Origin of the sequence: Ruegeria discodermiae (assembly GCF_030758345.1) — a bacterium.
GTDB lineage: Bacteria > Pseudomonadota > Alphaproteobacteria > Rhodobacterales > Rhodobacteraceae > Ruegeria_C.
The window spans coordinates 89461-115659 of record NZ_JAVAMO010000017.1 but is presented as its reverse complement, the minus strand read 5'-3'; the positions used below and the strand labels follow the sequence as shown (position 1 = coordinate 115659).

At 54.5% G+C, this 26199-nt stretch carries 20 protein-coding genes and 2 pseudogenes; 10 read left to right on the top strand and 12 right to left on the bottom strand.

Annotated features, from left to right (window positions below; all coding sequences use genetic code 11):
• The 4 genes from Q5Y75_RS23955 to Q5Y75_RS23940 all read left to right on the top strand — a co-directional run.
• On the top strand, window positions 1-653 hold a 653-nt coding region (locus tag Q5Y75_RS23955), incomplete at its 5' end, for an adenylate/guanylate cyclase domain-containing protein (RefSeq protein WP_306202271.1).
• A gap of 318 nt (window positions 654-971) precedes the next feature.
• Window positions 972-1928 carry an HlyD family secretion protein gene (locus Q5Y75_RS23950; protein WP_306202279.1) on the top strand — a complete coding sequence of 319 codons (957 nt, stop codon included), beginning with the start codon at window positions 972-974 and terminating at the stop codon, window positions 1926-1928.
• Window positions 1925-4621 carry a ribosome-associated ATPase/putative transporter RbbA gene (gene rbbA / locus Q5Y75_RS23945; protein ID WP_306202269.1) on the top strand — a complete coding sequence of 899 codons (2697 nt, stop codon included), beginning with the start codon at window positions 1925-1927 and terminating at the stop codon, window positions 4619-4621. The genes Q5Y75_RS23950 and rbbA overlap by 4 nt, the downstream gene beginning before the upstream one ends.
• Complete coding sequence (locus Q5Y75_RS23940) at window positions 4622-5746, top strand: ABC transporter permease (protein ID WP_306202267.1); 1125 nt, start codon at window positions 4622-4624, stop codon at window positions 5744-5746.
• Window positions 5747-5817: 71 nt separating this feature from the next.
• Here the strand turns inward: Q5Y75_RS23940 and Q5Y75_RS23935 are convergent, their stop codons facing one another.
• The 3 genes from Q5Y75_RS23935 to Q5Y75_RS23925 form a co-directional block, all read right to left on the bottom strand.
• Window positions 5818-6138 carry a c-type cytochrome gene (locus Q5Y75_RS23935; RefSeq protein WP_306202265.1) on the bottom strand — a complete coding sequence of 107 codons (321 nt, stop codon included), beginning with the start codon at window positions 6136-6138 and terminating at the stop codon, window positions 5818-5820.
• Between the two features lie 110 nt (window positions 6139-6248).
• On the bottom strand, window positions 6249-6851 hold the full coding sequence (locus tag Q5Y75_RS23930) for a VIT1/CCC1 transporter family protein (protein WP_371933303.1): 603 nt from the start codon (window positions 6849-6851) through the stop codon (window positions 6249-6251).
• A 24-nt stretch (window positions 6852-6875) separates the two neighbouring features.
• Window positions 6876-7556 (bottom strand): IS6 family transposase, encoded by a 681-nt coding sequence (locus Q5Y75_RS23925; protein ID WP_306202261.1) that lies wholly within the window; start codon window positions 7554-7556, stop codon window positions 6876-6878.
• Window positions 7557-7729: 173 nt separating this feature from the next.
• Between Q5Y75_RS23925 and Q5Y75_RS23920 the strand changes: the two genes are divergently transcribed.
• Window positions 7730-7960 (top strand): hypothetical protein, encoded by a 231-nt coding sequence (locus Q5Y75_RS23920; protein WP_306202259.1) that lies wholly within the window; start codon window positions 7730-7732, stop codon window positions 7958-7960.
• 14 nt (window positions 7961-7974) lie between these two features.
• Here Q5Y75_RS23920 and Q5Y75_RS23915 read toward each other — a convergent pair whose 3' ends face one another.
• Complete coding sequence (locus tag Q5Y75_RS23915) at window positions 7975-9144, bottom strand: diguanylate cyclase domain-containing protein (protein ID WP_306202257.1); 1170 nt, start codon at window positions 9142-9144, stop codon at window positions 7975-7977.
• Window positions 9145-9190: 46 nt separating this feature from the next.
• Entirely contained in the window at window positions 9191-9715 is a 525-nt protein-coding gene (locus Q5Y75_RS23910; RefSeq protein WP_306202256.1) for a TrmH family RNA methyltransferase, read from the bottom strand.
• Between the two features lie 179 nt (window positions 9716-9894).
• On the opposite strand from Q5Y75_RS23910, the gene Q5Y75_RS23905 reads away from it, so the two are divergent.
• From Q5Y75_RS23905 to Q5Y75_RS23895, 3 genes are all read left to right on the top strand, one after another.
• Window positions 9895-10551 carry an SOS response-associated peptidase gene (locus Q5Y75_RS23905; RefSeq protein WP_306202254.1) on the top strand — a complete coding sequence of 219 codons (657 nt, stop codon included), beginning with the start codon at window positions 9895-9897 and terminating at the stop codon, window positions 10549-10551.
• 49 nt (window positions 10552-10600) lie between these two features.
• Entirely contained in the window at window positions 10601-11197 is a 597-nt protein-coding gene (locus Q5Y75_RS23900) for a GIY-YIG nuclease family protein (protein WP_306202252.1), read from the top strand.
• Window positions 11198-11339: 142 nt separating this feature from the next.
• Window positions 11340-11870 (top strand): HIRAN domain-containing protein, encoded by a 531-nt coding sequence (locus tag Q5Y75_RS23895; RefSeq protein WP_306202250.1) that lies wholly within the window; start codon window positions 11340-11342, stop codon window positions 11868-11870.
• Window positions 11871-12206: 336 nt separating this feature from the next.
• On the opposite strand, the gene Q5Y75_RS23890 is transcribed toward Q5Y75_RS23895, so the two are convergent.
• Complete coding sequence (locus tag Q5Y75_RS23890) at window positions 12207-12863, bottom strand: class I SAM-dependent methyltransferase (RefSeq protein ID WP_306202277.1); 657 nt, start codon at window positions 12861-12863, stop codon at window positions 12207-12209.
• 840 nt (window positions 12864-13703) lie between these two features.
• Here Q5Y75_RS23890 and Q5Y75_RS23885 point away from each other — a divergent pair.
• The gene (locus tag Q5Y75_RS23885) at window positions 13704-15539 is read left to right on the top strand and encodes a TIR domain-containing protein (RefSeq protein ID WP_306202248.1); all 1836 of its coding nucleotides are present in this window, start codon (window positions 13704-13706) and stop codon (window positions 15537-15539) included.
• Window positions 15540-16034: 495 nt separating this feature from the next.
• Here the strand turns inward: Q5Y75_RS23885 and Q5Y75_RS23880 are convergent, their stop codons facing one another.
• The 6 genes and pseudogenes from Q5Y75_RS23880 to Q5Y75_RS23855 form a co-directional block, all read right to left on the bottom strand.
• A complete protein-coding gene (locus tag Q5Y75_RS23880; protein ID WP_306202245.1) occupies window positions 16035-16511 on the bottom strand; it encodes a hypothetical protein in 477 nt (158 codons plus the stop codon).
• A gap of 21 nt (window positions 16512-16532) precedes the next feature.
• Window positions 16533-21611, bottom strand: coding sequence for a hypothetical protein (locus Q5Y75_RS23875; protein WP_306202243.1), 5079 nt, complete (start codon window positions 21609-21611; stop codon window positions 16533-16535).
• Between the two features lie 17 nt (window positions 21612-21628).
• Entirely contained in the window at window positions 21629-23119 is a 1491-nt protein-coding gene (locus tag Q5Y75_RS23870) for a hypothetical protein (RefSeq protein WP_306202241.1), read from the bottom strand.
• Between the two features lie 315 nt (window positions 23120-23434).
• Window positions 23435-23641 (bottom strand): annotated as a pseudogene (locus Q5Y75_RS23865) (DDE-type integrase/transposase/recombinase); the annotation flags it as partial.
• A 46-nt stretch (window positions 23642-23687) separates the two neighbouring features.
• A pseudogene (locus Q5Y75_RS23860) lies at window positions 23688-24089 on the bottom strand (IS110 family transposase); the annotation flags it as partial.
• A 119-nt stretch (window positions 24090-24208) separates the two neighbouring features.
• On the bottom strand, window positions 24209-24871 hold the full coding sequence (locus tag Q5Y75_RS23855; protein WP_306202239.1) for an HAD family hydrolase: 663 nt from the start codon (window positions 24869-24871) through the stop codon (window positions 24209-24211).
• A gap of 138 nt (window positions 24872-25009) precedes the next feature.
• On the opposite strand from Q5Y75_RS23855, the gene Q5Y75_RS23850 reads away from it, so the two are divergent.
• Window positions 25010-26167, top strand: a complete 1158-nt coding sequence (locus tag Q5Y75_RS23850; protein ID WP_306202236.1) for a sugar-binding transcriptional regulator — start codon at window positions 25010-25012, stop codon at window positions 26165-26167.
• Window positions 26168-26199: the final 32 nt, after the last annotated feature.

The following is a 26199-nucleotide window of genomic DNA, read 5'->3' as shown; positions in this document are numbered from 1 at the left end:
GTCACCTACGTTCAACGGCCAGCATGAGCAAGCGAGCGAAAGCTAATCTGGCAACACCCAAACGAGGGAATGAGAGCCAAGCGCGCAACCATCCCCGTAATACCCCGAGTGAGGTTGTCGCGTTCCTTCGAGATTATCATGACCGGCTTGGCAAAGCCGTCTTTGAAAACGGTGGAACGCTGGACAAATACCTTGGCGACGGATTGATGGCGACCTTTGGCACGCCGGATCCCGGTTCGGATGATGCCGAAAACGCGCTGAACTGTGCCTTCGAAATGTTGAGCTCGCTCGAAAAATGGAACAGGGAGAGAGAAGCAAATGGAAGTCTCCCGGTCCACATTGGCATCGGGGTTCACTACGGTCCTGTCATCTCCGGCGACATAGGCAATCAGCGACGGCTGGAATACAGCGTCATCGGGGATACGGTAAATGTTGCAAGCAGACTTGAAACTCTCACCAGGATGCTGAACACATCTTTGGTAGTCAGCAATGATCTGATTGAATCAATCAGTCAAAGAGGAAAAATAAAGCAAACGCTGACTTCAAAGCTGAAGCTTGTGGGTATGCAGGACCTTAGGGGAAAAAGCGAGCAGATCGGGGTGTGGATCTACGAGACAAGCAGTACAAATCAAAAGCACCTAAGCCGCAACTAACTGCATCGTCGGGCGTCAGCCCCGAACTCGAACGTAACCACGTTATCAAAGATGTTGGACTGACTGGTCTGGCCAAAGCCAGGCATGGCAAGACTCCAGACCCGAACTGACGGCAGCCTGAATGCGCAGGTGCTGCTTTCATTGAGCCCGAGTGGGGCTTGCGGCGACCCGGCCTGTCGAAAACCTCAACTGTCGTGACGGTAAAGTTGATCCAACGCAAGGCATGACAGGCTGATCGGACATAGACTTCGAAGCTGTGGCTACCGGCGGGGTCAGATTATGGGGAAAACAACACGAGTAGGTCTTGCCTTGGCAGCAATGTTAATCGCAGGTGCCGTAGGATATCTGTTCCTTTCTGAAAACGAAAACGCACTTCCAGATGGCTTCGTCCAGGGCAATGGCCGGATCGAGGCGGAGCAGGTCGAGATCGCACCAACGCTTGCGGGTCGTGTTGCAAAGGTCATGGCGGCTGAGGGGAGCCTGGTCGCAACGGGTGACGCTTTGGTCCTAATGGATACCGATGAACTTGCGGCGTCGCTCGACCGGGCCAAAGCCGAGATCGCACTGGCGCAGCAGACCAAGGCCGAAGCCGAAGCGGTGGTCGTTCAACGTCAGAGTGAGCAACGTAAGGCAGAGCACGATTTCGACCGGGCGACGGCGCTGCTGGCCGGGCAGAACATCTCGGAGGCTGTCTTCGAAGAACGCGAAACCACCCATCGGGTCGCCGAGGCGGTTCTGGGCGCGGCAAAAGCAAGGGTCGCAACAGCCGACAGCCAGATCGCGGCGGCTGAAGCGGGTGCACGCGTCATCGAAGCGCAGATCGAAGACAGTTCGCTATTCGCGCCGGTATTGGGACGTGTGCTCTACCGGCTGGCCGAACCAGGCGAGGTTGTCGGCGCCGGCGCACCGATCCTGACGCTTCTCAATCTCGAGAACGTGTATATGGAGGTCTTCCTTCCCGCCCGCGAGGCAGGGCTTTTGCCGATCGGGGCAGAGGCGCGCATCGTGCTTGACGCGCTACCGGAATATGCCATCCCGGCGACTGTTACATTCGTCTCGCCAGAAGCCCAGTTCACGCCGAAGCAAGTCGAGACAATCGACGAGCGTGATCAACTTGTCTTTCGCGTTCGTGTCCGCATCCCGCGAGAACTGGTCGAGGACCGAATCCAACATGTCAAAACCGGTCTTCGCGGCGTCGCCGTGATCCGGTATGATACCAACAGCGCCTGGCCGGACGCGCTGGAAAGACGTATCCCACCCGAGCTGTTCGAATGAGTGTCGAAGCCGATACGGAGACGTTTCGAGTCGCAGCCGTTACGCATCGCTACCGCAGACACACTGCATTGGATGCGGTTTCGTTGGATTTGCCCAATGGTCAACTGGTAGGCTTCATCGGGCCAGATGGGGTCGGCAAGTCAACGCTTCTAGGCCTGATCACCGGAGCGAAGAAACTGCAATCGGGATCGATTGAGGTTCTTGGCGGGTCGATTGACGACGCCTCGCATCGGCGCCGCGTCTGCCCGGCAATCGCTTTCATGCCACAGGGCCTGGGCCGAAATCTCTATTCCGAACTGTCGGTGCGCGAGAACCTTGAGTTCTTCTCACGCCTTTTTGGACAGGATGAGCAGGAACGTGACATTCGGATTTCGGCCTTGCTGATGGCGACCGGGCTTGCGCCGTTTGAAGACCGTCTTATGGGCAAGCTCTCTGGTGGCATGAAGCAGAAGCTCGGGCTTTGCTGCGCGCTGATCCATGACCCGAAGCTCTTGGTGCTCGACGAGCCGACGACTGGCGTCGATCCATTGTCGCGTCGTCAATTCTGGGCGCTGATCGATGCCATCCGACAAGACAACCCCTGCCTCTCCATACTGGTTTCGACCGCTTACATGGAAGAGGCACAGAGTTTTGACTGGATCGTCGCAATGGATGCGGGGCGGGTGATCTTTCAGGGCAGGCCAGACACGTTACGAGGGAAAAACGACGATCTTGAAACCGCCTATCGGCAGCTGCGCGCGACGGAACAGCCTCGTCCAATACCTGATCATTCCGTCGTTCGAAAACATTATGCAGAACCTGTGATCGTCGCCTGCGGGCTGACCCGGCGGTTTGGCGATTTCACTGCGGTCGATAGCGTCGATTTCTCGATCAATCGCGGTGAGATCTTTGGCTTTCTTGGTTCGAATGGCTGCGGCAAGTCGACAACCATGAAGATGCTGACCGGCCTGCTTCCAGCAAGTGCAGGCGAGGCTCTGCTTTTCGGCAACCCAGTCGATGCGCGCGACTGCGAGATGCGCCGCGAGATCGGTTACATGAGCCAGGCGTTTTCGCTCTATGGCGAATTGACCGTTTACCAGAATCTCGAACTTCATGCCCGCGTCTTTACGATCGCGGACCGGGCGGCCCGGATCGAGCAGCTGACGGAACGCTTTGGACTGAAGGCACACGATAAGACGCTGGCCGCGGCGCTGCCGCTTGGCATCAAGCAACGCCTGTCGCTAGCCGTTGCGGTGATCCACCGACCCCGCGTGCTCATTCTGGATGAGCCAACATCGGGCGTTGACCCCGAGGCGCGCGACGCTTTCTGGGATCTGTTGATCGAGCTTTCCCGCGAAGAGGACGTCACAATCTTCGTCTCGACTCATTTCATGGCCGAAGCGGAACGATGCGACCGGGTCTCCTTCATGCATGCGGGCCGCGTACTGGCCGAGGGAACGCCGGGTGAATTGATCGCCGCCGAAGATACAGACAGCCTGGAAGAGGCCTTTATCTCGATATTGAAAGCCGCCGAGTCTCCAGCGCCGGTAGTCGCCCCCAAAGTAGACCTTCATGCCACCACCAGAAAGGCCGCTGCTGGCCTCAGTCGCGTTCTCGCCTATGCGCGGCGCGAGTCGGTTGAAGTGTTGCGCGACCCCGTGCGCCTTGCCTTCGCCTTCCTTGGGTCGGCGCTGCTGATGCTGGTCTTCTGCTTTGGGATCACCCTCGATATCGATGAGTTGGACTTCGCCGTCCTGGATCTGTCACAGGGTCCGGAGAGCCGCGCATATTCTGCTGAGATCGCAGGATCGCGATACTTCAGGCCCACCGCACACTTGACCGACGCGGCGGAAGGTCGTGATCGGTTGATTGGGGGCGATGTTTCTCTGGTGGTCGAGTTGCCGCCCGATTTCGGGCGCAAGCTGCGCGCGGGCGAGGCAACCGAAGTTCTGGCGACCGTGGACGGCGCGATTCCATTCAAGGGAGAGACGGTTGAGGGTTATGTCGCAGGGTTGCACCAAACCTTTCTGGACGCGCTGGCCCGCGACGATGGCGCGCAACAAAGCGAGATTGCCCGGATCGAACCCCGGTTTCGTTATAACCAGAACTTCGAGAGCATTGCTGCGATGGCCCCGGCCATGCCCGCGATCTTGCTGATCATGCTGCCCGCAGTCCTGACAGCGGTCAGCGTCGCGCGCGAACGGGAATTGGGGTCTGTGATCAACTTCTACGTCACACCGACGACGCGGCTGGAGTTTCTGATCGGCAAACAAATCCCCTATCTCGTGATCGCCTACGCGAACTTCGTTCTGCTGGCATGGATGACAATTGTTGTCTTCGGCGTGCCGCTCAAGGGCAATCCCATCCCTCTTGCCATAGGTGCGCTGCTGTATGTCTGGGCAACCACCTCCTACGGTCTGCTGATCGCGACCATGACATCCAGCCAGGTCGCTGCAACCTTTGCGACGGCCATTGCCTCGGTTGTGCCGACGATCCAGTTCTCGGGTCTGCTTCAGCCGGTTTCGACGCTTGAGGGAGGTGCCCAAATGATCGGATCACTCTGGCCGTCCTCCTACTTTCTGCACTTGAATGTGGGCGCGTTTACCAAGGGGTTGGGGTGGGAGGCACTCGCGCCTGACCTTCTGGCCCTTGCCTGTTTCGGGCCAGTGCTGACCGCGATCGCCGTTCTCTCTCTCCGCGCGCAGGAGAAATGAATGCAACGCCTGTCCTGCATTTTCTGGCTTGGGTTGAAGGAGATGATGAGCCTGCGCCGCGACTGGGTGATGATGGCCCTGCTGGTCTGGTCCTTTACACTTGCGCCAATCATGGAAGCAACCGGTGTGGCGAGTTCCGTGAACAACGCCTCCATCGCCTTTGCGGATGAAGACAATTCGCCGCTGTCGCGTGCCTTGGCCACCGCGTTCTTTCCACCTGAGTTTCAGCCTGTTGTCCAGATCGTACCGGGATCAGGCGCTGTCCAAATGGATGCGGGACGGTTTCTGTTCGTCGTCGCGGTGCCGCCCGGTTTCGAAAAGGACGTGCGCGCGGGGCGTGCGCCGGAAATCCAGGTCATGATCGATGCGACTGCTATGGAGCAGGCGGGGATCGGCGCAAACTACATCATCAATATCCTGGGCGACGAGATTCGCCGCTTTGCCATCGGCGCTGATCTGGTTGACCCTCCTCCGGTGGATGTCATCCTGCGCAGCGCGTTCAACCTGAACCGCGATACGGTGCGCTTTGCCGGCATTGTCGCGCTGATCGGTCAGATCATGTGGCTGACTACGATTCTGACAGGGGCCGCTATGATCCGGGAACGCGAGCACGGCACCATCGAGCATCTGCTGGCCATGCCGATTTCCCCGTTTGACATCGCGGTGGCCAAGATCTGGGCGAATGCCGCGGTGGTGCTGGTCGCCGCCGGACTGTCTCTGACATTTGTCATGCAGGGCTCCCTGGGGATCAGCATCGCCGGATCCAAGGCGCTGTTCCTGCTTGGTACTGCGCTCTTTCTCTTCACCGCAACAGCGCTCGGGGTCTTTCTGGCCACGCTGGCGCGCTCCATGGCACAATTCGCACTGCTGGTGATGCTGATCGTCTTGCCGATGCTCATGCTATCAGGAGGTGAAACACCCATCGAAGGTCAGCCGGATTGGCTGCAGGTCGGTACGCTTATCCTGCCGTCGCGCCACTACATGTCGGCCAGTCAGGCCATCATCTTCAAGGGTGCCGGCATCGAAACGGTGTGGCCGGAATTCGCGTGGATGGCTCTGCTGGGGATCGCGCTACTGACGATGAGCCTCGGCCTCTTCCGGCGATCTGTCGCGCGGGATGGCTAGCCCGTAAATCCAGTGATTTTGCAAAGCAAGGATAACACGTGCTGAGGTCAGCTTGGGGCTCAAATTCCAGATCAGTCTTCCAATGAAACGATATAAGCCACCATGTCACCAATATTCCCGCCGATCATGTATTTTATGTAGCGTGGCATGTCCTCATGAGTAGGATTTACGATGCGTTTTCTGATCTGATCTTCGGATCTGTATTTTGCGATCGCCGCAAAGCTCGGCGGGTCCATCTTGAATGGTCCACTCCTGCTCACATCATGGCAATGCACACAGTATTCCTCGGCGATGTTGCGCCCCATTTCGACATCGCCTTCTTCGGCGGACAATGCGCCCGAAATCGTGCTTGAGATTAGGAACGAGAGTGTGAGGTAACGTGCTGGTTTCATGACATTATCCTTCATTGCGCGAAGTAAGGTCCGCTTGGGTTGGTTGCTTGCAACCGGGATGGATTTCCGCACTAAAGAGTCTTAACAGGTCGTTGTTGCGGACCCGGTCGTCAGATGTGAAACATGGTGCCCACTCCAAATGCGATTATCGCCGCAACCCCTCCGATGAGCGACGTTTCGATAGCCGAGCGCCACCACGGGCTGAGCGACCAGAAACTCTTGAACGCCCCGATCGCAAAGAAGGTCGCCATGGTTACCCAGGCCGATACTGCGAATGCGTCTGTCAGCCCGAGCATGAAAGGCAACAAGGGGATCATTCCCGCAACGAGAAAAGACAGGAATGTTGTCGTCGCCGATCGTAGCGGGCGAGGATCAACCCCGCCCAACCCGTATTCGCCCTCTAACATAAGCGCGATCCAATTGTTCCGATCTTCGGTTATCGCATCCGTCGCTTGGTCGAGAACATGCCCTTTGAGCCCTTTGCGCGACAGGATTTCCCGCACTTCAAGCCGTTCACCTTCGGGGTAGTCCTGGATGTGGCGTTCTTCGATCTTGCGAATGCGCGCTATGTTATCCCTTTCAGCTTTCACGCCCGAGTAATTGGCAGCCGCCATGGAAAAGCCGTCGGCCAGCACATTTGCCAGCCCCAGAATCACGATGACATACGGGAATAGCCCCGCGCCGGTTGTGTCGCAAACTTTGGAGTGCTTCAGAGCTATCGCATTGAGTGGGTGGATTTAACCTGCGAGCTCTGCAAATTGACGGAATCCGCTTGTCGAAGGTCCCAGCTGGCCCTTGCGGATCATGTTGGCGGTCTCGATGCCTGCAAGTGTCGCTGCTGCTGAGACGAAGCTTTTGAAACCGAGCGTCGGCCTTGTGAGCCGCTTGATGAACCGGTGATCCTGCTCGATAATGTTGTTCAAGTATTTTGATCTAACAGTGTCAATCGTAACCGGCATCCGCAATCGCTTGAATATTTTGTTGATCTCTTTGATCCCGGCCGCATTGCTCCTGCTTTTGTCGATCGTGATCCGTTTCGGAATGCCATTGTTGTGCAGTGCATTGGCGAAGAACTTCTTTGCTGCCTTCGTATCTCGCTTCTTAGAAAGCATGAAATCAAGGGTTTGACCGTCGCGATCGACGGCACGATACAGGTACACCCATTCACCACGAACCTTGAGATAGGTCTCATCCATACGCCAGGATTCTTCGCTGCTGGCCTTCCGTTTCTGCGCAGCGCGAGCGACCAGGGGTGAGTACTTCACGACCCAGCGGTTCAGCGTCGCATGATCAACCGACACGCCACGTTCCGCCATGATCTCTTCCAGGTCACGGTACGAGACGCCGTACCGGACGTAGAAGTAGATCGCGAACAGGATAACCGATTGCGGGTAATGCGCACCTTTGAAGTCGATCATCAGACATTCCTAAACTCTGTCAAAGACCAACCAGCCATTGGATCAAACCGCGCCAAGGCGCAACATCCCGACCAAAGTTTGCGACACATCCGGTCCGGCTGGTGGATTCGACGCAGGCATGATAGGAACATTTAGAGAACATTCTGATACCGTCAATTTGATTCGAGGTGACCATGCCTGATTTTGAAGACGAGAAGATTGGAAAGTATCAAGGCCCCATGCCGGATCCTGACGATGTTGAGGGCGCGCGGTTTGTGCTCGGAAGCCCGGAGCATATTCGCCTGATGCGGATGATGAAGGGTTGGGGAACGAAGCCTGTCACCCCCGCCACGCCTGGGCCGCCGTCCCGCAAAGCTCATCCAGACGTGGAAGACAGTGATGCTGGGGACTATGACCAAAGATAGAAACGTTGTTCCCATCAAGGCTCTAAATCGCTGTCCGGTTCTCTCTCCGCCAGAGGCTTCTTTCCACGCCAATAAGACTCGGTCTCGAACGACTTGAACAAGCCAACACGGAATTGGAAGGCTCTATCAGGTTCGTTTTCTTCTTGTATCATTTGCTCGTAAGAGTTCCCTGAGTGCCATACCACCCGACCGCTTTCGGGGTTTGCGCGAGCAGTTGCCAGACACTGATCAACGTAGTGCAGACACTCTGCCGGGCTTATTGAACCAATCACAGAAAAAATACCTGCATAAAAGAGAATGTCCTCAGCGCCAGCTTTTGATATCCTTGAATTCGCTGATTGAGTTTCTTTCCGCAATCGATTCAGGAACCCCAGGGCGTCGAGTTCCCCGCCATTCAAAACAATGAGAAACTCATCGCCTCGTCTGTGCAATCTAAATGTCCAACCGTCTTCTTGAATGACCCGTCGTCCGCCCTTTTCGTCTTCCAGCATGCGAAATATGTGCTCGACGCGGCGTGAGTTGCGAAACATGTACTGTGCAATCTCTTTTAACACCAAATTCGCCTTTCCTGTAGAGTATTTGGTGTTGAACTCACCAAAGTTTACAAGATCAACCATGATAAGGACCACGCCTGGGCGGATAAGCGAAGCCATTTGGTCATGCAGCGAGAGTTCGTTTGGCACACCTGTAGTTCGATCGATACGTGCCGCTGCCTTCTCATCTAGTATGATTTGATCCTTCAATGCGATTTCTTCCGAAAATGCCTGCCGTTCCTCAGTGAGAACCTGCTCATGTTCCCTTTTTTGCGATTGCATCTGCGCCTTTAGCCCATCTACCTCAGCGGCGCGTTCGCCTGTCATGGCGCTGAATCTCGCACTTGCCAGTCTGGAGGCACTCACTACTAGATCAACTAGGAATAGCAGACCCAGCATCAGGGCGACCAAGAACAGGTCACGACCCGTGACCCCGCTGGCCCACTGAGTCAACATCTGCTCAATGAGCAACTCGTCCTTAGTGTTTTGGGTGATAAGCGCAATGAAAACGCCAACTACTATTGGCGAAGCCACAACAGGAATGACTACCTTCTTTTTAAGAATTGGAGAATAGGTGTCATTAAATGCTGCTTGCCGCAACAAGCCACGCCAGCCAAACTCATCATTGCTAACTTTCTGCGATTCCATCATCTGTGTGTGCCTTTTTCACCCGTCGCAGTAATACGTAATAGAGCACTCAATTACTTCCACCATCAAAGGCGCTGGCTAAGATGATTCCAGTGGCAACCGAAGCATTCAAGCTTGGCTCTCCATGACGCGACGGTGGAAGCTGCCGAATCTGGTCGATAGGCGAGTTTGATGGTGGTTTAACAAAATACCCATTGGGAACCGGAATCCGAATTTCGATGTTAGAGATTGCTCGCGCCTCGTCTGGGAGGCCATCGTACTCATTCCCAATCAAAAGCCAGTCTCCTTTACGCCATTTCATTTCTCTGTGTGGAGTGGCATCGGGTGATCCACTGGCAGCAATTAGTCTGTTTGCTTTAGTTAGCTCAAGACCATCGAAGGAACCGGCTATAGTAGCCAATGTACCCCGGTCCAATGCTCCGCAAGAAAAATCCCTTATCGTATCCACATTGTCAGATGATCCCATTACGCCGAACCGGTCGCATAGCTGAACTTCCCAGCCGAATAGTTCTGCAGTTCGCAATATCATCCCGATATTTATCGGGGACTGAAGACCGCACAGCAATATAACCAAGGTTAGTCCCTCAAAAAATCCAATGCCCCCTGAATGGCTTGGCTCACCCTGGGATGGCCTAAAGACACTAGCTGCTCTCATTGACACTGGCCAGCCAAGCGAATTCTGGGAGCCAATTTGCCGGTTATCAGTACCTTGATCGGCCAACGCCATCGGTCCTAAATTGACTTAGGAAAACCATGTGCAACTTGTACTCACACACATCCGCGCGTCAGGCGGTGCTTGACTTCACCAAGGCCATGACAGCCACCCCTGCGGTTGGAAACATGCCTCCGCTGCCCGGCATCTACCCCGACTACACTGCCCCGATTTTCCGCAACAACGACGGCCAGAGGGAACTAGCTATGGGTCGATGGGGCATTCCAAGCCCTGCCTTCGCACTGAAAGGCAAGAAGGTGGATCGGGGCGTGACGAACGTCAGGAACACGAAAAGCCCACACTGGCGGCGCTGGTTGGCTGTGGAGAGCCGTTGCGTCGTGCCCTTCACCTCGTTCTCTGAGCCGGGAAGGAATGCAGACGGGAAATCCGAGCCGGTCTGGTTTGCGCTCAATGAGGATCGGCCCCTGGCGTTCTTCGCGGGCGTCTGGGTGAACTGGACGAGCGTGCGAAAGGTCAAGGAAGGTGAGGTCAACGCGGACCTCTACGGCTTCCTGACCACAGAACCCAATGACGTTGTGGGTGCGATCCATCCAAAGGCTATGCCCGTGATCCTTCAAACGCCCGATGAGGTTGAGACGTGGCTGAAAGCGCCTTGGACCGAGGCTGGGGCGCTACAGCGCGCATTGCCTGATGGGGTGCTTGAGATTGTCGCCCGTGGCGGTGCGACGGACGGCTAGCAATTGGTGTGAGAGACTGAAACATTGTGTCCGTATGGAGTACTTGCCCATGCAAATTGACAAGCCAGAGTCCCTTGGCACTAGGGAGTTCGTGAGTGTTCCCCTGCGATTTGGCTGCGAGCGATTTAGAAACGTATTTGCGCACAAAAATAACAAGACGCTGCGCGAGACACTTTTGCATAAGCGGTACAAAAAGCTGAGTAGCACTGCGACCGAAAGATTCAGAGCCAGTTTGGACCTACCCTTGGGGGATTTCTTGCTAAACCTCAAGAAGTCAGGGGATGCTTTCTACCTTAGCTTTTTGAACAAATATGGTGACCTTGAGTTCTCAGAATTCGCAATCTCAGATCCTGAGTTCTGGGGTCTAAGAGGAGTATACGCTTACTTCGTTGACCAAGAGATTATGTACATTGGTCGATGTCGCGATGCTATGAAGAAGCGTATCAATCAGGGCTATGGAAAGATCCACCCCAAAAACTGCTATCTCGATGGGCAAGCGACCAACTGTCACTTAAACTCACGTATCACCTCTTCAGAACGAGATATCTCACTTTGGCTGCTGCCGATGCATCAAGATGATGATATCGCCACGCTTGAGTCTCAATTGATTGCGGCAAATGATCCTCCTTGGAATCTGCGACGATAGCTCCAAATGGGCAGATACCATCCTTATGAGATCAATCTTCCGGCTACTCGGGGATTTCCCGCCAATTTTATCTGCGCCGTCGTTTGCTATCGCATTCGTGCCTATCTTATGCTGTGGCAACCGTTGACTAGAGGATTGCGCTTTGGAATTCCTGCTGATTATCTTGGCCGCTGCGGCTGTCGTGTGGTTTCTCATCCCTAAGAACAAAAAAAGCAAAGACCACCCATCCAGCACTCATGTGCCCCTAACTATCAATACCAACACACCAATCAAGCAAGACGCGTGGCATTCCGTCGATCTGGACTGGGGCAAGAAGTATCGGCCCGTTGGCATAGTTGCGATGCAGGGCGGTACTGACATTGGCGTAAAGGGCGTTGCCAAACGCCCTGAAGCGATTGCTCTAATCAAGAAGCAGATAGGGTCGAAGATGCCCGTGGCCCTTGAGAGAGAGCCCGACAACAAATTCGATGAGAACGCCGTTGCAGTGAAGTGCGGCAATACGATGTTGGGTTATCTCCCCACTGATCTGGCTGGCGATATAGCCGCCCAATTCTCTACAGACATGCCACTAGCGGCTGAAGCGCGCCGTTGCGGGTGGAAAGAAGATACTGCCTTTATTGCGATCAACGTCTTGGTGCCCGCCGCCAAGGACCGAAAGAAGTACGAGATCTAGCCTTCCATTCACCGGTCCCGCCATCTTCCGGCACCCTTCCTTGCAATACCTGGCGTCGATCCGCTTCTATGATGGTAAGGCCCGCCGTACGGATCAGCGCCTTAAAAAACTTGATTGCTAATCAAGACCCCACCCTCATCTTAAAACCTGCAAACCCATGAACCGCCTCCGAAAACGGCTGATGCCCGTTAGCCTTACACACGCGTTATGACAGGCAATAGATCTTCCCGCACCCTGCCATCTCGCCAATATCAATGGAAGTTCGTAGGTCGGCTGTGCGGGACAAACCGGACGTAGGCTTTGGATTGGACCACTCAAGCCTCAGCATAACCAACGCTACGTGTGCGCAGTCACCATTGTCGCTGGAAATGGAACACGCCACCCACCGTTTTCATCGCCGAATTCATCTGCGACGCGCTGTGTCATGGTCCGACGAATGGCATCGCGCGCAGCAGAGGTCTGCGAACTGATAAGCATGGCCGCTCGGACGGTCGCACGCTCAAATACGTCTGCAAAGCCGCTCGGGTCGTTGAATTGAAACGCGGACTCGATGTCGGTAAATTGGGGATCAAAGAATCCAGCCGCCGCAAGCGCATTATTAGCGGCCTCGCGTTTGGAAAAAAGGTGGAAGTCAGGTGCCGGTGGCGCAAGTCCTGGGTCGCCGTGTGCCTTTACTGCTCCAAAAACAATTTGAAAACTGGCAGAATGCTCGAGCTCGCGCCATGACGTCATCGCAGCGACGCCGCCGGGTCTGAGAACCCGCGAAATCTCAGCGAGAACCGTATCTGGTTCGGGTAGATGACCAAAGCCCACATTGCACACGACTGCATCGAAGCTCTTGTCATCGAACGGCAGGCTCGCTGCGTCACCTTCAACAAACGAGGCGTTCGGAACCCGACGACGGGCACGAGCCAGCATTGCTGGCGAAAAATCAAGCCCGGTTACCTTCGCCCCTGCTGTACGAGAGCTTCGGCAGCATTCCCGTGACCGCAACAAAGATCCAGCACGATGCCGTCGTGAGCGGCGCGCGTCGCTTGCACGAGTGAAGGGATTAGTTGGTTTGAAATGGGTGCGAAAAGGCCAACATATGCGTCGGCCTTAGAGTCCTCGGACCATCCGGATTTTTCGGCGTCGGCGAATTCTTTGTATTGCATTGGAAGATCCCCAAACTACCGAGGTAAGTATATCAAAAACCTCACCTCAAAGAAATGGCGGGGGCATGCGAACGAATGTCGCCAAAGGGCTGAGGGTGTGTTAAAGCTGTGGCCCTTGAGCTCTCTCGTCGCGCTCGTTTTCGACACTTGTGCAAAAGCTCTCTCAGAAGTGCGAGAGAACGCACATAGAGGCTGTTTTCGGCATACCGCGCTGGACAGTCAGAGTTTTCACACAGCCTCGGCTCAAAGCCGACATCAGTGCAAACGCAGCTTCCTAATTCAAAGCCCCTCTCGTTCAGATCAGGAACTGCCCAAACCGATCATTCACAACCCTGAATTGGCGCTGCGCCTGCTGCCCGGATTGCTGCTATTCGCTGCGAATGCAAAATCTCGGGGTAGTCGATCTCTCGCAACGCCCAACAAAACTGCCTTTGAGTTCGATGCTTCTTTGGTTGGTTTCAACAAATCGCACTGAGGACAGGCAAGCCGAAATCGGTAGTGTGCAAGGCGCGATTGCCGCGCGGAACTTATGAGTTAAGGACAAGCCCATCGCAACTTTTAGGGCTAAAATCAGCAATGAACTTCACTCCTGCTTCGAACCACAAACTGTGCGTTTGCGCCGTGCAGGCCAACATCGTATAATTGTAGTGTTACAGGAAATTGTGTGGAGGGCTTTTGTGTGGAGGTTCAACATTACAAACCAACAATTTTCGTTGCATCTTCCCAAGAGAATTTGAAAATTGCTGAATGTCTTAAGGAGCAAGTGCGCGAGTTTGCGGAAGTTGTTTCGTGGCAGGACGCTAGCGCTAAACACGGGGAAATACTATTTGAACACATAAAGCAACTTCCACACATCTATGATTTCTATATCTCAATATTCGGACCGGACAGAGAGATCAATCACGAGCAATATACTCATCTTACGTCAGAGAATGTCGTCTTTGAATTTGGATTATTCACTGGAACAGTCGGAACCGAAAGGTCATTCATAGCACTTCCAACGACAGACAAGCCAAAACTGGGAGCTGATTTAAGAGGTGTCACGTACATAAGCTATTCGCTCACAGACCCAAACGACAGAGAGAGCGTGCAATTCAGTTCTGATGATATAAGACAGTTGGAAGACAGAGTTCAGCAATTTCGCTCAAATATTACAATTGGAAGCCAGACGACAGTTAGGATAGGCGAAGACAAACACTTAAAAAGAAGGTTCGTCGAAAAGAGGTTCATTGCATCTAATGGCGCTGAAAGGTTCGCGCAAAGCGTATTAGCGGGAATGCGCGTTTCCAATCTTCCCAATTTTGCCGCCATCTATCGCGCGTCACTTGAAGTCAAGGAAAGGCCATATTTTCATATGCCGTACTTCGCATGCGGCAGTCTAGCTGGTGAAATAAGAAAACAGATTACAATTAGCAGTACTGCAGATGTAAATGTACTGCCTCCGAGGCCTAGGGCGATTATGCACTGGCTTGAAGTTAGGAAGTACATTTACAAAATTGGGAAAGCCACAACAAGCGCACATAGTATTGGGCATATTGACGTCAATCTCAAGCCATCGAATATTTTTCTAGATGAAAAGTGCGAACCGTTTCTTACTCCCCGAGTAAGACTAGATTTTGTCGGCGGCGCTGAAGTAGTTAATACGCTTCATGACGCATCAAAAGCTGCTCTTAATGGTGAAGATGTCAAGCTTCGACTTGAGGACATAGTGTATAACGCGCCGGAGTGTTTCAGCACCAATTACAACCATGGTCGCGACTTTGCTCAGGCTGATGTTTATAGACTCGGCATACTGGCATTCCACATGCTAACAGGCCGGTTGCCTTCTGTATTTTACAATATTTCACCTGAAGAGGAAAACCTGACCGCGATCATTAATCATATACTAAAAGTCAAGACATCTGCATTTGCGGACCCTCCACACCTAGACGGAGAGGCATTGGGAATTCCAGACAGTATCTGTCGCGTATTTGAAGGAATGACGCGAAGTAGGAAGGACGAACGTTATCAAACCGTCAAGGACGCTCTGCACGAGCTTAAGCATGTCGAAGAACGCATTTTTGTGCACGTAGAGGAAAGCCTTTCTAGATGCAGGAAGAGAGATGATTTTCTGCTTTCGTTTTATGGAAATTTCAGAAATGCCATTGGCCCGCTTAGAATGAAGGAGTTGTTCAGGACGGATGAGTTCGCAGATCAAGCGAAAAAACTGGATGACGCTCTAGAAGTCAGTGTCCAATTCATACACGACTACCTGAGCCAGATCGATTTTGAACGTGCGCAGAAGTTTTCTGATGTTGCGCGATATCATGCGGGCATGAAAATCGACGGCTCCGAATACGAATTGTTTTCTGACTCGCTCATTTGCACAATATGCGATGGCGATCATCCTTTTGACCCCGAGTGTGCTTGCGAAAGGAAGAGGGAAACTATTCGAGCAGAATGGCGGTTATTTTTGGGACTCGTAGTCTCCTATTTTAAGTCTGAAAGCCAACAATATAACCTGCAACAAGGTTAGCAAATCAGGTGTCAGGATTGTCTACTCGGCGTCATCACCGCCAATCATTGCTATTCGTCACTTGCTCCATCGCTTTAGTTTCAAAGTTTGCCTAAGCCGCAGCCAAGTCAATTTGGGCTCATTCGTTGAATCCGCTGCGCCACGCGCCAGCGGCGGCTTTATCGTTAGCTCTTTGAGTGCTATTTCGCCCGGTTCCGCAAAGGACCTCGAACCGGCTTTTTTAACATAATTTGGCTTACAGTTCGCTGGCTTTTGAGCCAAGACGGCTTTGATGGAATGGACATCCCCTGATTTCTCATCTGATAGGTTTTGGGGATGGAAGCCATCAAAGCCGAAAATAGAAGCCGGGATCGGCGTCCGAGTTCTCAACCGGATGACCGGCCTTGGTCGCCCAAGTTTCGAACGGACCGCCTGAATCTCATCTCGGGCAGGGCGCGTTTCGAGCTCCAGATTATCCGTGCAACAAGGCCTATCCACGCATGTAACAACGTCCCCTCAAGGTACGATCGCTCCTGCAGCCGAAGCGCGCTCATTAAGGTTCTGGACTTCTGACTCGGATCGGTCAGGCCACAACCGCGCAGAGAGCGCCAAGTAGCGCCTCCCTGCCTCGATCATCGCCGTTTCGAACGCGTCTGCCGGAAAGACCTTCGGTTCGATATATTCACCTTTCAGTTCGATCTCATCTCCATTCCGCCGCATTGCGATTCTCTCGTCAGAAGCGAAGAGATCCAAGCTGTATTCGCCCGATTTTCGCAGCGCGACGATCCCGTCGAAGCACAGGCCCGGCACCATCCATTGCAAGGCATCACTGATGTCCACCATGACCTCACGCGTCGAAATCTGCATGCTGCCCTCCTGCTGATAACTGACATCAAGCCGGGATCGTTCGAACCCAGCCAGTTCGGCCTCGGGCACCATCTCATTAGGCGGGACAAAAACGAACAACGTCACCGATACGGGTTGGTCCATCATGAATCGATCCCTTTTGCTGTCTTACACGAGTGCATCTTGCATCCCGAGCATATCGAGGTTCTTGATTTTTCGGACATTTACACCACCGCGAGGGTAAAATTGGCCAACGTAAGCTGCCTGCGGATTGGCGCCCGAATTCGGGTCCTTGTTGAAACCAATCTTCGCCGTCCCGCCGTTACCATCATTTATATTGTCTTCAAAAGAATAGGTACCGCCATTGCCTAACGCGGTTTCATCAAGTGGCTGTGGATTCGCCAAATTTTCCAACGCTCCTTTCACCCTGCCCTCAATGTTTGTTACATCGGTGCCCCTGGGATAAAGCGTGACGGGAACGGGGTCGTTCGCTGGCTTCAGAGTGAAGTTGCAGTGCTTACGCGTATGCCGTTCGACGATGTGATTCAAGCGCACCTCTGTCGCGGCACCGCCGGTTGGTGTCACCGATGTTCGCGGCGGATGCGTAGTATCGTGTTCAAACGAAGCGGCATGCTGGATCAGTTGGTCTTGACTGAGCCTAGGAACGTGAGCAGGATCGCCCACAGCTGCGCTTGTGGCCCGCTGCTTTAGCTTCGTGAAGAACTTGCTGTGTAAATGGGTCACGTTGCCGCCATGGCCAGTCGCGCCAATAACATTCTGCAGCCCTTTGCCGGGCTGCTTGGGCTCTTTCGCCTTGGATTCCTCCAGAATCCAATCCTCGGCGGTTTCCATCGCGTCCAGCATAGAATCCAGATCGCCGAGATGATCACCCGCGTTGTTCTTGAACGCGTCATAGAGCTTTTTAAGCTTCTTTCCGTCCGGCTTCGTGCCGCCTTTGAGCGTGAACCCGTACCGCATGACACTGGCCAGTCGGTCACGGTGGATGTCGCGCCCACCAACATTGGCCTTGCCGCGCTTGGCAAACCCGCCCGCTGTCAGCAACTCATTGAATTTGGCCGCCTCGGTATCGCCCCGGAATTCGCCCACCATATCGATCAGGATCTGCGGGTCCTTCGCCCCGGCCCCGTCCGCTGACCCAGTAGAGTTATCCAGACAACCGTGCTTGTAAAGCGACCCCAGAACCTCGGGATGGTGCCCCAGCACGCCGGTGGTCATCACACCCTTCAGATCACTCAGCGCGTTGGGGTTGGCCGCTGTATCGCTCAGCGCTGTCATCAGCTTGATCAATTCGGCGGGATCGCCATCAGAGCCCGGCTCGAACAGGTTGGCCAGACATTTCGCATCGGTTCCCGTGGGTTTATTCGCATCGTCCCGAGTGCCCAGACCACCCTTTTGCAGCAGATCGGTCAGGTTGCTCTTGTTTTGTCCCTTGTTCAGCTCGGTCGTCAGTGCCTCAAGCTTGGTGCCATTGCCCTTGCAGCCAATGCCTACCAAATGCCCTAGTACCACCGGGTCGTTGCCCAGGCCGCTGTCCTCCAGCACCTCTTTCAGCGCGTCGAACCCGACATCGCCCATGCCGGTGCACAAAGCAGCCAACGCCTTGGCGCGGCGGCTATCCTCGGGATCAACCGCAGCGTCGGGACGCGGACCGCCACTGTGTTTGAGCAATTGCGCCAGACAGGCCGGATCGACCTTGGGCCTGCCATCGACGCCCAAAACGCTGCTATCCAGCCCACCTTTTTTAAGGATCTTCGCCAATCCCTCGCGCTTGGGCTTGTCATCGAACGCGCCGATCGTCGCCTTCAGCTTGGTGGGAGCGCCTTCACACCCGACACCGATCAGATGGCCCAGAGGCTCGGGCGCCTGGCCCAGACCGCCTTCGCCCAGCACATCCTTGAGGGTCTCGCAATCGCCCTTTTCCAGCCCATTGATCAAATCGGCCATCTTACCCATTCGGGTATTGGCATTAGCTGGGGTTGGGCCTGCGCCATGTTTCAGAATTTGACCCAGGCATTTCGGATCGATATCTCCAGACACAAGCGGGCCGGATTTACCTTTTAGCCCGCCATCCGTCAGCAATTGCTCCAACTTTTTCGGACCCGGGTTGACCTTGAAGGCACCTGCGAAGGCCGTAAGCTGTGCCGCATCGCCACCGCAACCGATGCCAATGGCGTGACCCAAAGCTTCCGGCGCCTGACCCAATCCGCCGTCGCTCAGAGCAAGTCTAAGATCCTTGCATCCGTCTTCGTCCATGTTGGTGAACAGTTTTGCAAGCGCGTCGGAGCGGCGCCTCGCGTCATTGTCGGCAAACCCGTGCGGTGCGGGCCCGGCAGCGTGTTTCAGCATCATCGCCAGACATTTGGCGTCAATCTCCTTATCCGCCAATGGAGGCGGTGCTGTCCTGCCGGCCAGTCCGCCATCGGACAACATCCGCTTCATCCCATCGCGCTTTTCATCGGTATCAAAGGCGCCGCTAAGTTCGATCAGTTTGGCCGGATCGCCATCGCACCCGGTGGCCAGCAGTTCCCCAAATGCCTCAGGCGCATCACCCAGCCCGCCTTTGTCAACAAGACCTTTGAGGTTTGCGCGTTTGAGTTTGTCGGCGTCATCGCCTCCGGAGAAACCAGTGCAAAGGGCCTGAAACTTATTGGAATCGCCCTCGCATCCGGTCGTGAACAACGCCATCATAGCCTTTGGTTTAGCGCTCAGCCCTGCATCCTTGGCCAGAGTTTTGAAATCACTGACTTTGTCGCCGATGGCCGCATGTAGTCTTTCAATGTCCTTTGCACTGACACCGGCACCCAACATGTCAGCCACCAACTTGGGTTCCAGATCGGTGCAAAGCTTCTTGATCTCTTTGCCATCCAAACTTGTGTCATTGACGAGTTTGAGCAGAAAGTCCTTCTCGCCAAGCTCGCCCAGTAACTTCTGCAACTCTTCAGCACCGCCCAGTTCTTTGATCAGTGTCCCAAGCTTGTCGGCACCGCCTAGGTCTTTGCACAGCTCCCCAAGCTTGGTCGCCGAAAACGCAGCCCGGCATGCCAGCAGTTCTTTCCGCCCGCCAAGGCCGTCTTCCAGCGCCAGATATTCGTCGTGCGAGACACCGGCCGCGTCGCAAAGGTCGTGGATGCCCTTAGCATCACCCAGAACAGCCAACTCATCCGAAACATTGCGCGCAGTCTTTTGCAACACTTCAAGCTTGGCTTGCGCTGCTTCGTTGTTTTCCTGCGTGACAGGCTTGGTAAGCTCAGACGCCAGTTCTTCGCGCGCGGTTTTCATTTTTTCAATCTGATCCGCCAGAACCCCGACAATTTTGACACCTTCGCCATCACTTTGGATCCGGTCATGCGTGTCGCGTCGGATTTGGGCGGCTTTGCTCAGTTCGAGTGCTGTCCGCTTTGCGTCTTCCAGCAGCGATTGAGCATCATCCAAAACCGTCTGTATCAGGGGCGTTTCGTCCAGCTTGTCCGCAACCTTATTCCGGGCCTCGGCCAGCGCCGCCTTCTCGTTCCCATCGGCATCACCATGATCCTCAAGCTGTTCGGCCTCGGATTTGATCCGCTGTTTTTCTTCCTGGCGTTTTTGCGCTGCCTGCTGGATACGTTCGGCCAGTTCCCTGGCTTTCTCAAGTGCCGAGGCGGCGTCCTTCAGCACCTGGTTGCTCAGTGGCGTCTCGGCCAGCGTGTTCGCAACCTTCTCCCGCGCCTCGGCCAGTGCCGACTTTTCGTTCTCATCAGCATCGCCATGATCCTCGAGTTGTTTGGCCTCGGATTTGATCCGCTGTTTTACTTCCTGACGTTCTTGCACCGCTTCCCGGATAAGTTCGGCCCGTTTCCTGGCTTCCTCCAGTGCTAAGGCGGCGTCCGTCAGCACCTGATCGGTCAGTGGCGTCTCGGCCAGCGTGTTCGCAACCTTCTCCCGCGCCTCGGCTAGTGCCGACTTTTCGTCCTTATCGGCATCGGCAGGATTCTCGAGCTGTTTGGCCTCCGATTTGATCCGCTGTTTTTCTTCCTGGCGTTTTTGCACCGCTTCCCGGATACGTTCGGCCCGATTCCTGGCTTCCGCCAGCGCTAAGGCGGCGTCCGTCAGCACCTGATCGGTCAGTGGCGTTTCGTCCAGCTTTTCCGTGACTTTTTTCCGCGCCTTGGCCAGTGTCGACTTTTCGTTCTCATCAGCATCGCCATGATCCTCGAGTTGTTCGGCCTCGGATTTGATCCGCTGTTTTACTTCCTGACGTTCTTGCACCGCTTCCCGGATAAGTTCGGCCCGTTTCCTGGCTTCCTCCAGTGCTAAGGCGGCGTCCGTCAGCACCTGATCGGTCAGTGGCGTCTCAGCCAGCTTGCTAACAACATTTTCGCGAGCCTCCGTAAAGGCCTGTTTATCTTCGTCATTCGCACCGGCGTCCAACTCTATCCCGGACAGTTCTTCCGAAATTTGCTGGTGGTTCTCTAGCCGGCGATTCACATTGGTTTCGATTTCAGACGCGACCTTCTTCGCAGCCGTTAATGCAGTATCAGCCTTCGTAAGGACCTCATCTGTTAGAGGCAGAACTGCAAGACAATCCGTGACCTTCTTTCGAGCTTCTTCAAGCCGCCGTTTTTCACCGTCATGTGCCGTTTCCGGCACAGAAATACGGGCTTCTTCATCCCGGATACGGTCGGCCTCGTGCTTTCGACTGGCAACCTTCTGCTTGATTTCCAAAACTTCGTCTTCGAGCGTGGGAACATCTCTCTCCGCGTAGGACCTCAGGGTTTGCAGATCAGGGGTTGCGATTGCTGCCAAGAGCTTTTCGGCTTGAATGATAGCACCACTGAGTTCGGCAGGATCCGAGCCCGGCACTACATCTTCGTTGGTAGAGTTTTCCGGAACGACATCGCGAACACGCTGACGCAGTTGTTCGCGCAAATCGCCTGCTTCTCTTTCTTCCGGATCATCATCTTCGGGTTCGTCTGTATCAGTTTTGTCCTCGTCTTCGTCCCCTTCATTGCCCGCTTCTTTCTCTTTCTCATCGTGATCTTTTGGCGGTGGGGAGTTTTTGTCGTCCTCGATGTCTTCATTGTCGTCGCGGTCTGTGCCTTGGTGTTGATCCTGCTGAGGGTCTCCACCTTCGCTCAAAGACACGCCGTAGTGAGGTGCCAGCGCCTCCCCCCAATCCATGTAATCGGACGGAAGTTCTACCTTTTCCTCCGCGCCCTTGTCTTTTTTGTTGTCGTTGTTGTTCGGCATCGCGACAGCCTTTCCGATCAGACAGCCAGCGCTCGATCAATCTCATCCAAAGCATTGGTCAACGTCGCCTTGATTTTCAGAGGCACTTTCAGGGGATTGGCATCCAGCAACGGCAAGATCGGGCTTGTTTCGACGAAACTGCGCATATTCTGCATGGCGGCCCGCAGCGTCTGCTCGGCCTTGGATCGCGCGTCAGCGTCCGCCGCCGCGTCAAACTCCAACAATCCAACCTGTAAGGCGACCAGCCGGGATTCGGTGGCGCTGTTCAGACCCACGTCCGCAATGCGCTCAAGGAGCGGCACGCCACTGTTTTTCATCGCGTCCTGCAATTGATCAAGCTGCTCATTCGCGTTGTCTTTTGCATGACGCCAGATCGGCAAGGTCAGCGGGATTTGACCCGGAATCGGCTGTAAAGCTTCGCGCAACTCCGCAATATGGGTGATGGCCTTGTCCGGGTCTTGGGCTTTCAGCGCAGCGCTGCCGTCTTGTGCCAACGCGACCAATGCCTCGCGTTCTGGAGTATCAAGCCCGTCGACCTTCATGATCTGATTGGCCAGATCCTTGAGCTGGCTACGCAAAGCTGCCAGATTGATCGGCGGGGGAGGTGGTGGCTCAGGCACGGCTGCGTCCTGCGCCGCACGGCTGACTTTTTGCAATGCCGTCCGTACTGACTTGATGCCCTTCGCTGACGCTTCGGTGTCGCCTGAGTGGAGCATCTGCCTGATCTTCCCAAGCGCCTGTTGCAATTTGCCTTTCACCCCTTCATCACGATGCGCACCCACAAGCTCAGTCAGCCGGGCATGCGCCAGTCGCAGCTTTTCAAGCTTCGAATCTGCCGCTCCCTGCTGGACCTGATCACCATCGCTTTGGGTAACGCTGGCCAAAGCCTGGTCCAGCTTGTCTAGCAATCCCGCCGCCGTTGTCAGTTTGCCGCCTTTTATCAACGCGGCGGCCTGCATCATCGCGGCGGAAAGCCTACCGCGTTGCGGGTTGGAAAGTGCCTCAATCTTTAGTTTCAGCGCCTTGAACCGCTGGGAAAGCGCGCCCGCGTCAAGCGGGGAATCGGCCGGTTCAGCGCCCCCTGCAGTTGCGGATGGTTTGTCGACGGGTGCGGTCTCTTCGGAGGTCGCTGGTTTGGTGCCGTCTCCGTCGCCATCATCAATGTCCGACTCGAATACCGAGCCGTCTGGACCCAGAACCTGAACGTTAAGAGGCGCGCCATTGAGCTTTAGAAACGCCTTCAGCTTCTTTGCCATCGTCGGCAACGGATCTTCGCAAACCAGGGTCATCAACTTGCCATCGACCGAACATGTCCCAAAGGCGACCTTGGCACCCGGCCCTGATTTCTTGACCGACCGGCCAACCAAATCGGGGGCCTTGCGCTTGTCCAATCCGAACATGTGCTCGTCGGACCCTCTTCCCGGGTTGAAAGCAAACGAAAGTGAGGTTTTGCGGGCGAGCGTCACCAACTTTTTCAGAGCACCGCCAGAAACCGCAAAGTCAGACATGAATCCGTCTCCAACAATGCTATCAAGTAGGTGTGCCTCGAGTCTCCGACATCCGCCGTCTCAAATCAAGCCAGTTGAAATCAACTTTACCGCGAGAGACGCGGATACGGGCGGCAAAACAGCTCTTGGCAATCGGGCCACCCTTTGTGACTGGAGCTTGTCCATGATGACCCGATCAGAAATGAGACCAAGGGGACCTTTTGCAAAGTTCGCGACACAACCCAATTCCAAGCCTTGATGGACCATTATGGGGCCCTGGTTTGGATGTGTCACAAGCATTTGGAACGGCCAAAGTCAGCGACTTACTGGATACACCTATCCTGCGATCTCGGCGAGTAACTGGAAGCCAGACGTCGTATTGCTGGGAAATTGCCGCTTCCGGATCATGTTGGCGACCTCGATGCCGTCCAAAGTAGCTGATGCGGATCTGAACGATTTGAACCCACACATGTGCCGTACGCGACGCTTGATAAATCGATGATCCTGTTCGATCAGGTTATTCAGATACTTGGACCTGACCGTTTGGATTTTGGCTGGGCAGGTGGCTGCGCAAGGCATTGATGATCTATGTGCGTTGCCGGACCAACAGATCCCGCGCTTTGAAGGCCAGCGCCGCTGCCTGATTGTATTCACAGCGGACCTGCACAAACCGCATCGTCGGCCGCAGCGCTGCTTCGCAAATGGCTTCCGCGTCGATCGCATCACTCTTGCTGCGCTTCACAAACGCTTTGACATATTTGGGCGCGATCAAACGAACCGTATGGCCGAGTTCTTCAAATTCTCGCCCCCAATAGTGGCTCCCCGAACATGCCTTCATCGCAATGGTGCAGGCTGGAAGTTCAGCGACGAACGACAGAAGTTTGTTACGTCTGAGTTGCTTGCGAAGCACCACTTCCCCCGCTGAGCTACAGCCATGAAGTTGAAACACATTCTTCGCAAGATCGATGCCGACAAGGTCCAGATCCGCCATTTTGCTAACCTCCTGATGGCTTCCATCCCCAAAACCTATCAGATGAGAGATCAGGGGATGTCCATTCCATCACAGCCGCAAGAGAGCGAAAGTTAATGTGGCAACACCCCAAATAGTATTCAGATAGGTAGTTCCGACCTGGATTCGTCTATCTGCTCAATGTCAATCTCGGCAAGCGAAGAAATGACGCGATCCGCAGCCCTTAGTTCACTCTCGTGATCTTCATGAAGAAGACCTATACAATAGAAACCACCATTCTTTGCCGCTTCGACCCCGGAAGAGGAATCCTCGATTACTATACATTCACCCACTCTTAGCCCCAGCCCGTTGGCGGCAGTGAGGAATATATCAGGGTTGGGTTTCCCTTTTTCGACATCGTCGCCTCCGATAACAACTGGAAAGGCATCCAACAAACCGGCTTTTTCAAGAACTGCTCGGACATTGGCGCTGCTGGAAGCGGCCGCCAGCCCGTACCCCTCCGACTGGCATCGTCTTACGAGGCGCACAGCAGAATCGAAGACACGAAATTCGCCTCGCTCGATCATTTCAACATAATAGTCATTTTTTTTGTCTGCGGCGGATCTGACTTCATTTTCCGAATGCCGGGTCATGACCGCGCGCGCGCCGTCAAAACGAGGTCGCCCATCGACAAGCCGCCGGTATTCCGCCCTTCCAAGCTCATACCCATATTCTTCGAACATGCGTTTCCATGCCGCAAAATGCGCCGGAACGGTGTCGACCAAAACACCATCGAGGTCAAAGATCAGTCCTTTGATGGGCATGCTGAATCTCCTGGTTCGAGCCTGTGCCAGAAACACGTAGCATGTAGGGAATTTTCTTCAATCGGCTGGTATGTGAATGTTTATCTGGCATAGTTATTCACGCCACCAAGCTTCCGTTACCGGACAATGTTGACACAAATGATTGACGTTAAAAGACTTCCATTCGAAGAACGCGCCCAGTGCGCTGCCTATATGCGCGCAACGCACAACATGTCACAGGTAGAGATCGGGGCCATTCTTGGTGGCCTGTCTCAACCGCATGTATCGCGGTTGCTGAAACACGCGGAACGCCAAAACTATCTGGTCATCGAACAACGCTTCGTCAAAGAACAATTCTCTGATGAGTGGATTGCCCAGATGGACGAGTTACTGGCTCCTTCAGGCCTTAGTTCTGATCTGAAACGTTATTGCAACAGGAACAACCTCAGACCACCCCGGCTTGGGGTGTTTGAAAGCGGCCCAGGGAACACTGAAGCTGCGCTTTCACAGCGCCGTACCAGATTTGGGCGAACCGCATCCGGGCGATTGATAGAACTGATTGAGAAATCGAATGTCATCGGCGTTGCGTGGGGTCGAACAATCAAAGCTCTGGCAGAAGGGATTGCAGCCTCAAGGCAACCCATAAATAAGTCGCAAAAGACCGAGTTTGCAGCAGTTTGCGCAGAATTGATGTCGCTGGCTCAGCATGGATACTCTGCCAGCCGGCTTGCCGGAACGTTTGATGAGCTATTTAACGATCAGCCGGAGGAGAGCCCCCAGCTCACTGGTTTCCCGGCGTACATACCCCGTCATTATGATGAGACCATGCGCCGTTCGATCTGGCAGTATATCTCTGACACTCCAGGATTTCACCGCGTGTTTTCGGGGCCCGACGCGTTGATAGATAAAATGGATATGCTGATTTCCAGCGTCGGTTCTTCAAGCACTCCGGTTCTGGGCAGTTTTGAAGAGCTGGTTCAGGCTGGCGGTTTACGGGCAGTTGACCTGAGGCAATTGGTTGTGGGGGACCTTGGCGGTATTTTGATCCCGAGAACCGAAATTTCCAAGACCAAGATGGACCTGATTGACGAACTGAACGGGCTGTGGACCGGGATCAAAACAGAACATATCAAGGCCATCGCAGATCGGGCATTTAACGATCCTGATCAAAGTGGTGTTGTGGTCGTCGCGATTCAGAAGGAGCGAGGTGATACGGTATTCGAACTGATCACCCGAGGGCTTGTTAACGAATTGCTCATCGATCACGCGGCGGCGGAACAATTGCACACGCGCGTTGCCGAGGCTCTTGCAGACTGACTTCATCACCTCGGCAAACCTTGATCGTTACC

Bases quoted from the DNA above. Each gene is read 5' to 3' on its own strand.
- Q5Y75_RS23920 (WP_306202259.1), top strand. From the start codon at position 7,730: ATGCCTGATTTTGAAGACGAGAAGATTGGAAAGTATCAAGGCCCCATG.
- Q5Y75_RS23880 (WP_306202245.1), bottom strand. From the start codon at position 16,511: ATGATGGACCAACCCGTATCGGTGACGTTGTTCGTTTTTGTCCCGCCT.
- Q5Y75_RS23900 (WP_306202252.1), top strand. From the start codon at position 10,601: ATGCAAATTGACAAGCCAGAGTCCCTTGGCACTAGGGAGTTCGTGAGT.
- Q5Y75_RS23940 (WP_306202267.1), top strand. From the start codon at position 4,622: ATGCAACGCCTGTCCTGCATTTTCTGGCTTGGGTTGAAGGAGATGATG.
- Q5Y75_RS23850 (WP_306202236.1), top strand. From the start codon at position 25,010: ATGATTGACGTTAAAAGACTTCCATTCGAAGAACGCGCCCAGTGCGCT.
- Q5Y75_RS23855 (WP_306202239.1), bottom strand. From the start codon at position 24,871: ATGCCCATCAAAGGACTGATCTTTGACCTCGATGGTGTTTTGGTCGAC.
- Q5Y75_RS23925 (WP_306202261.1), bottom strand. From the start codon at position 7,556: ATGATCGACTTCAAAGGTGCGCATTACCCGCAATCGGTTATCCTGTTC.
- Q5Y75_RS23905 (WP_306202254.1), top strand. From the start codon at position 9,895: ATGTGCAACTTGTACTCACACACATCCGCGCGTCAGGCGGTGCTTGAC.
- Q5Y75_RS23935 (WP_306202265.1), bottom strand. From the start codon at position 6,138: ATGAAACCAGCACGTTACCTCACACTCTCGTTCCTAATCTCAAGCACG.
- Q5Y75_RS23870 (WP_306202241.1), bottom strand. From the start codon at position 23,119: ATGTCTGACTTTGCGGTTTCTGGCGGTGCTCTGAAAAAGTTGGTGACG.
- Q5Y75_RS23950 (WP_306202279.1), top strand. From the start codon at position 972: ATGTTAATCGCAGGTGCCGTAGGATATCTGTTCCTTTCTGAAAACGAA.
- Q5Y75_RS23875 (WP_306202243.1), bottom strand. From the start codon at position 21,611: ATGCCGAACAACAACGACAACAAAAAAGACAAGGGCGCGGAGGAAAAG.
- Q5Y75_RS23915 (WP_306202257.1), bottom strand. From the start codon at position 9,144: ATGATGGAATCGCAGAAAGTTAGCAATGATGAGTTTGGCTGGCGTGGC.
- rbbA (WP_306202269.1), top strand. From the start codon at position 1,925: ATGAGTGTCGAAGCCGATACGGAGACGTTTCGAGTCGCAGCCGTTACG.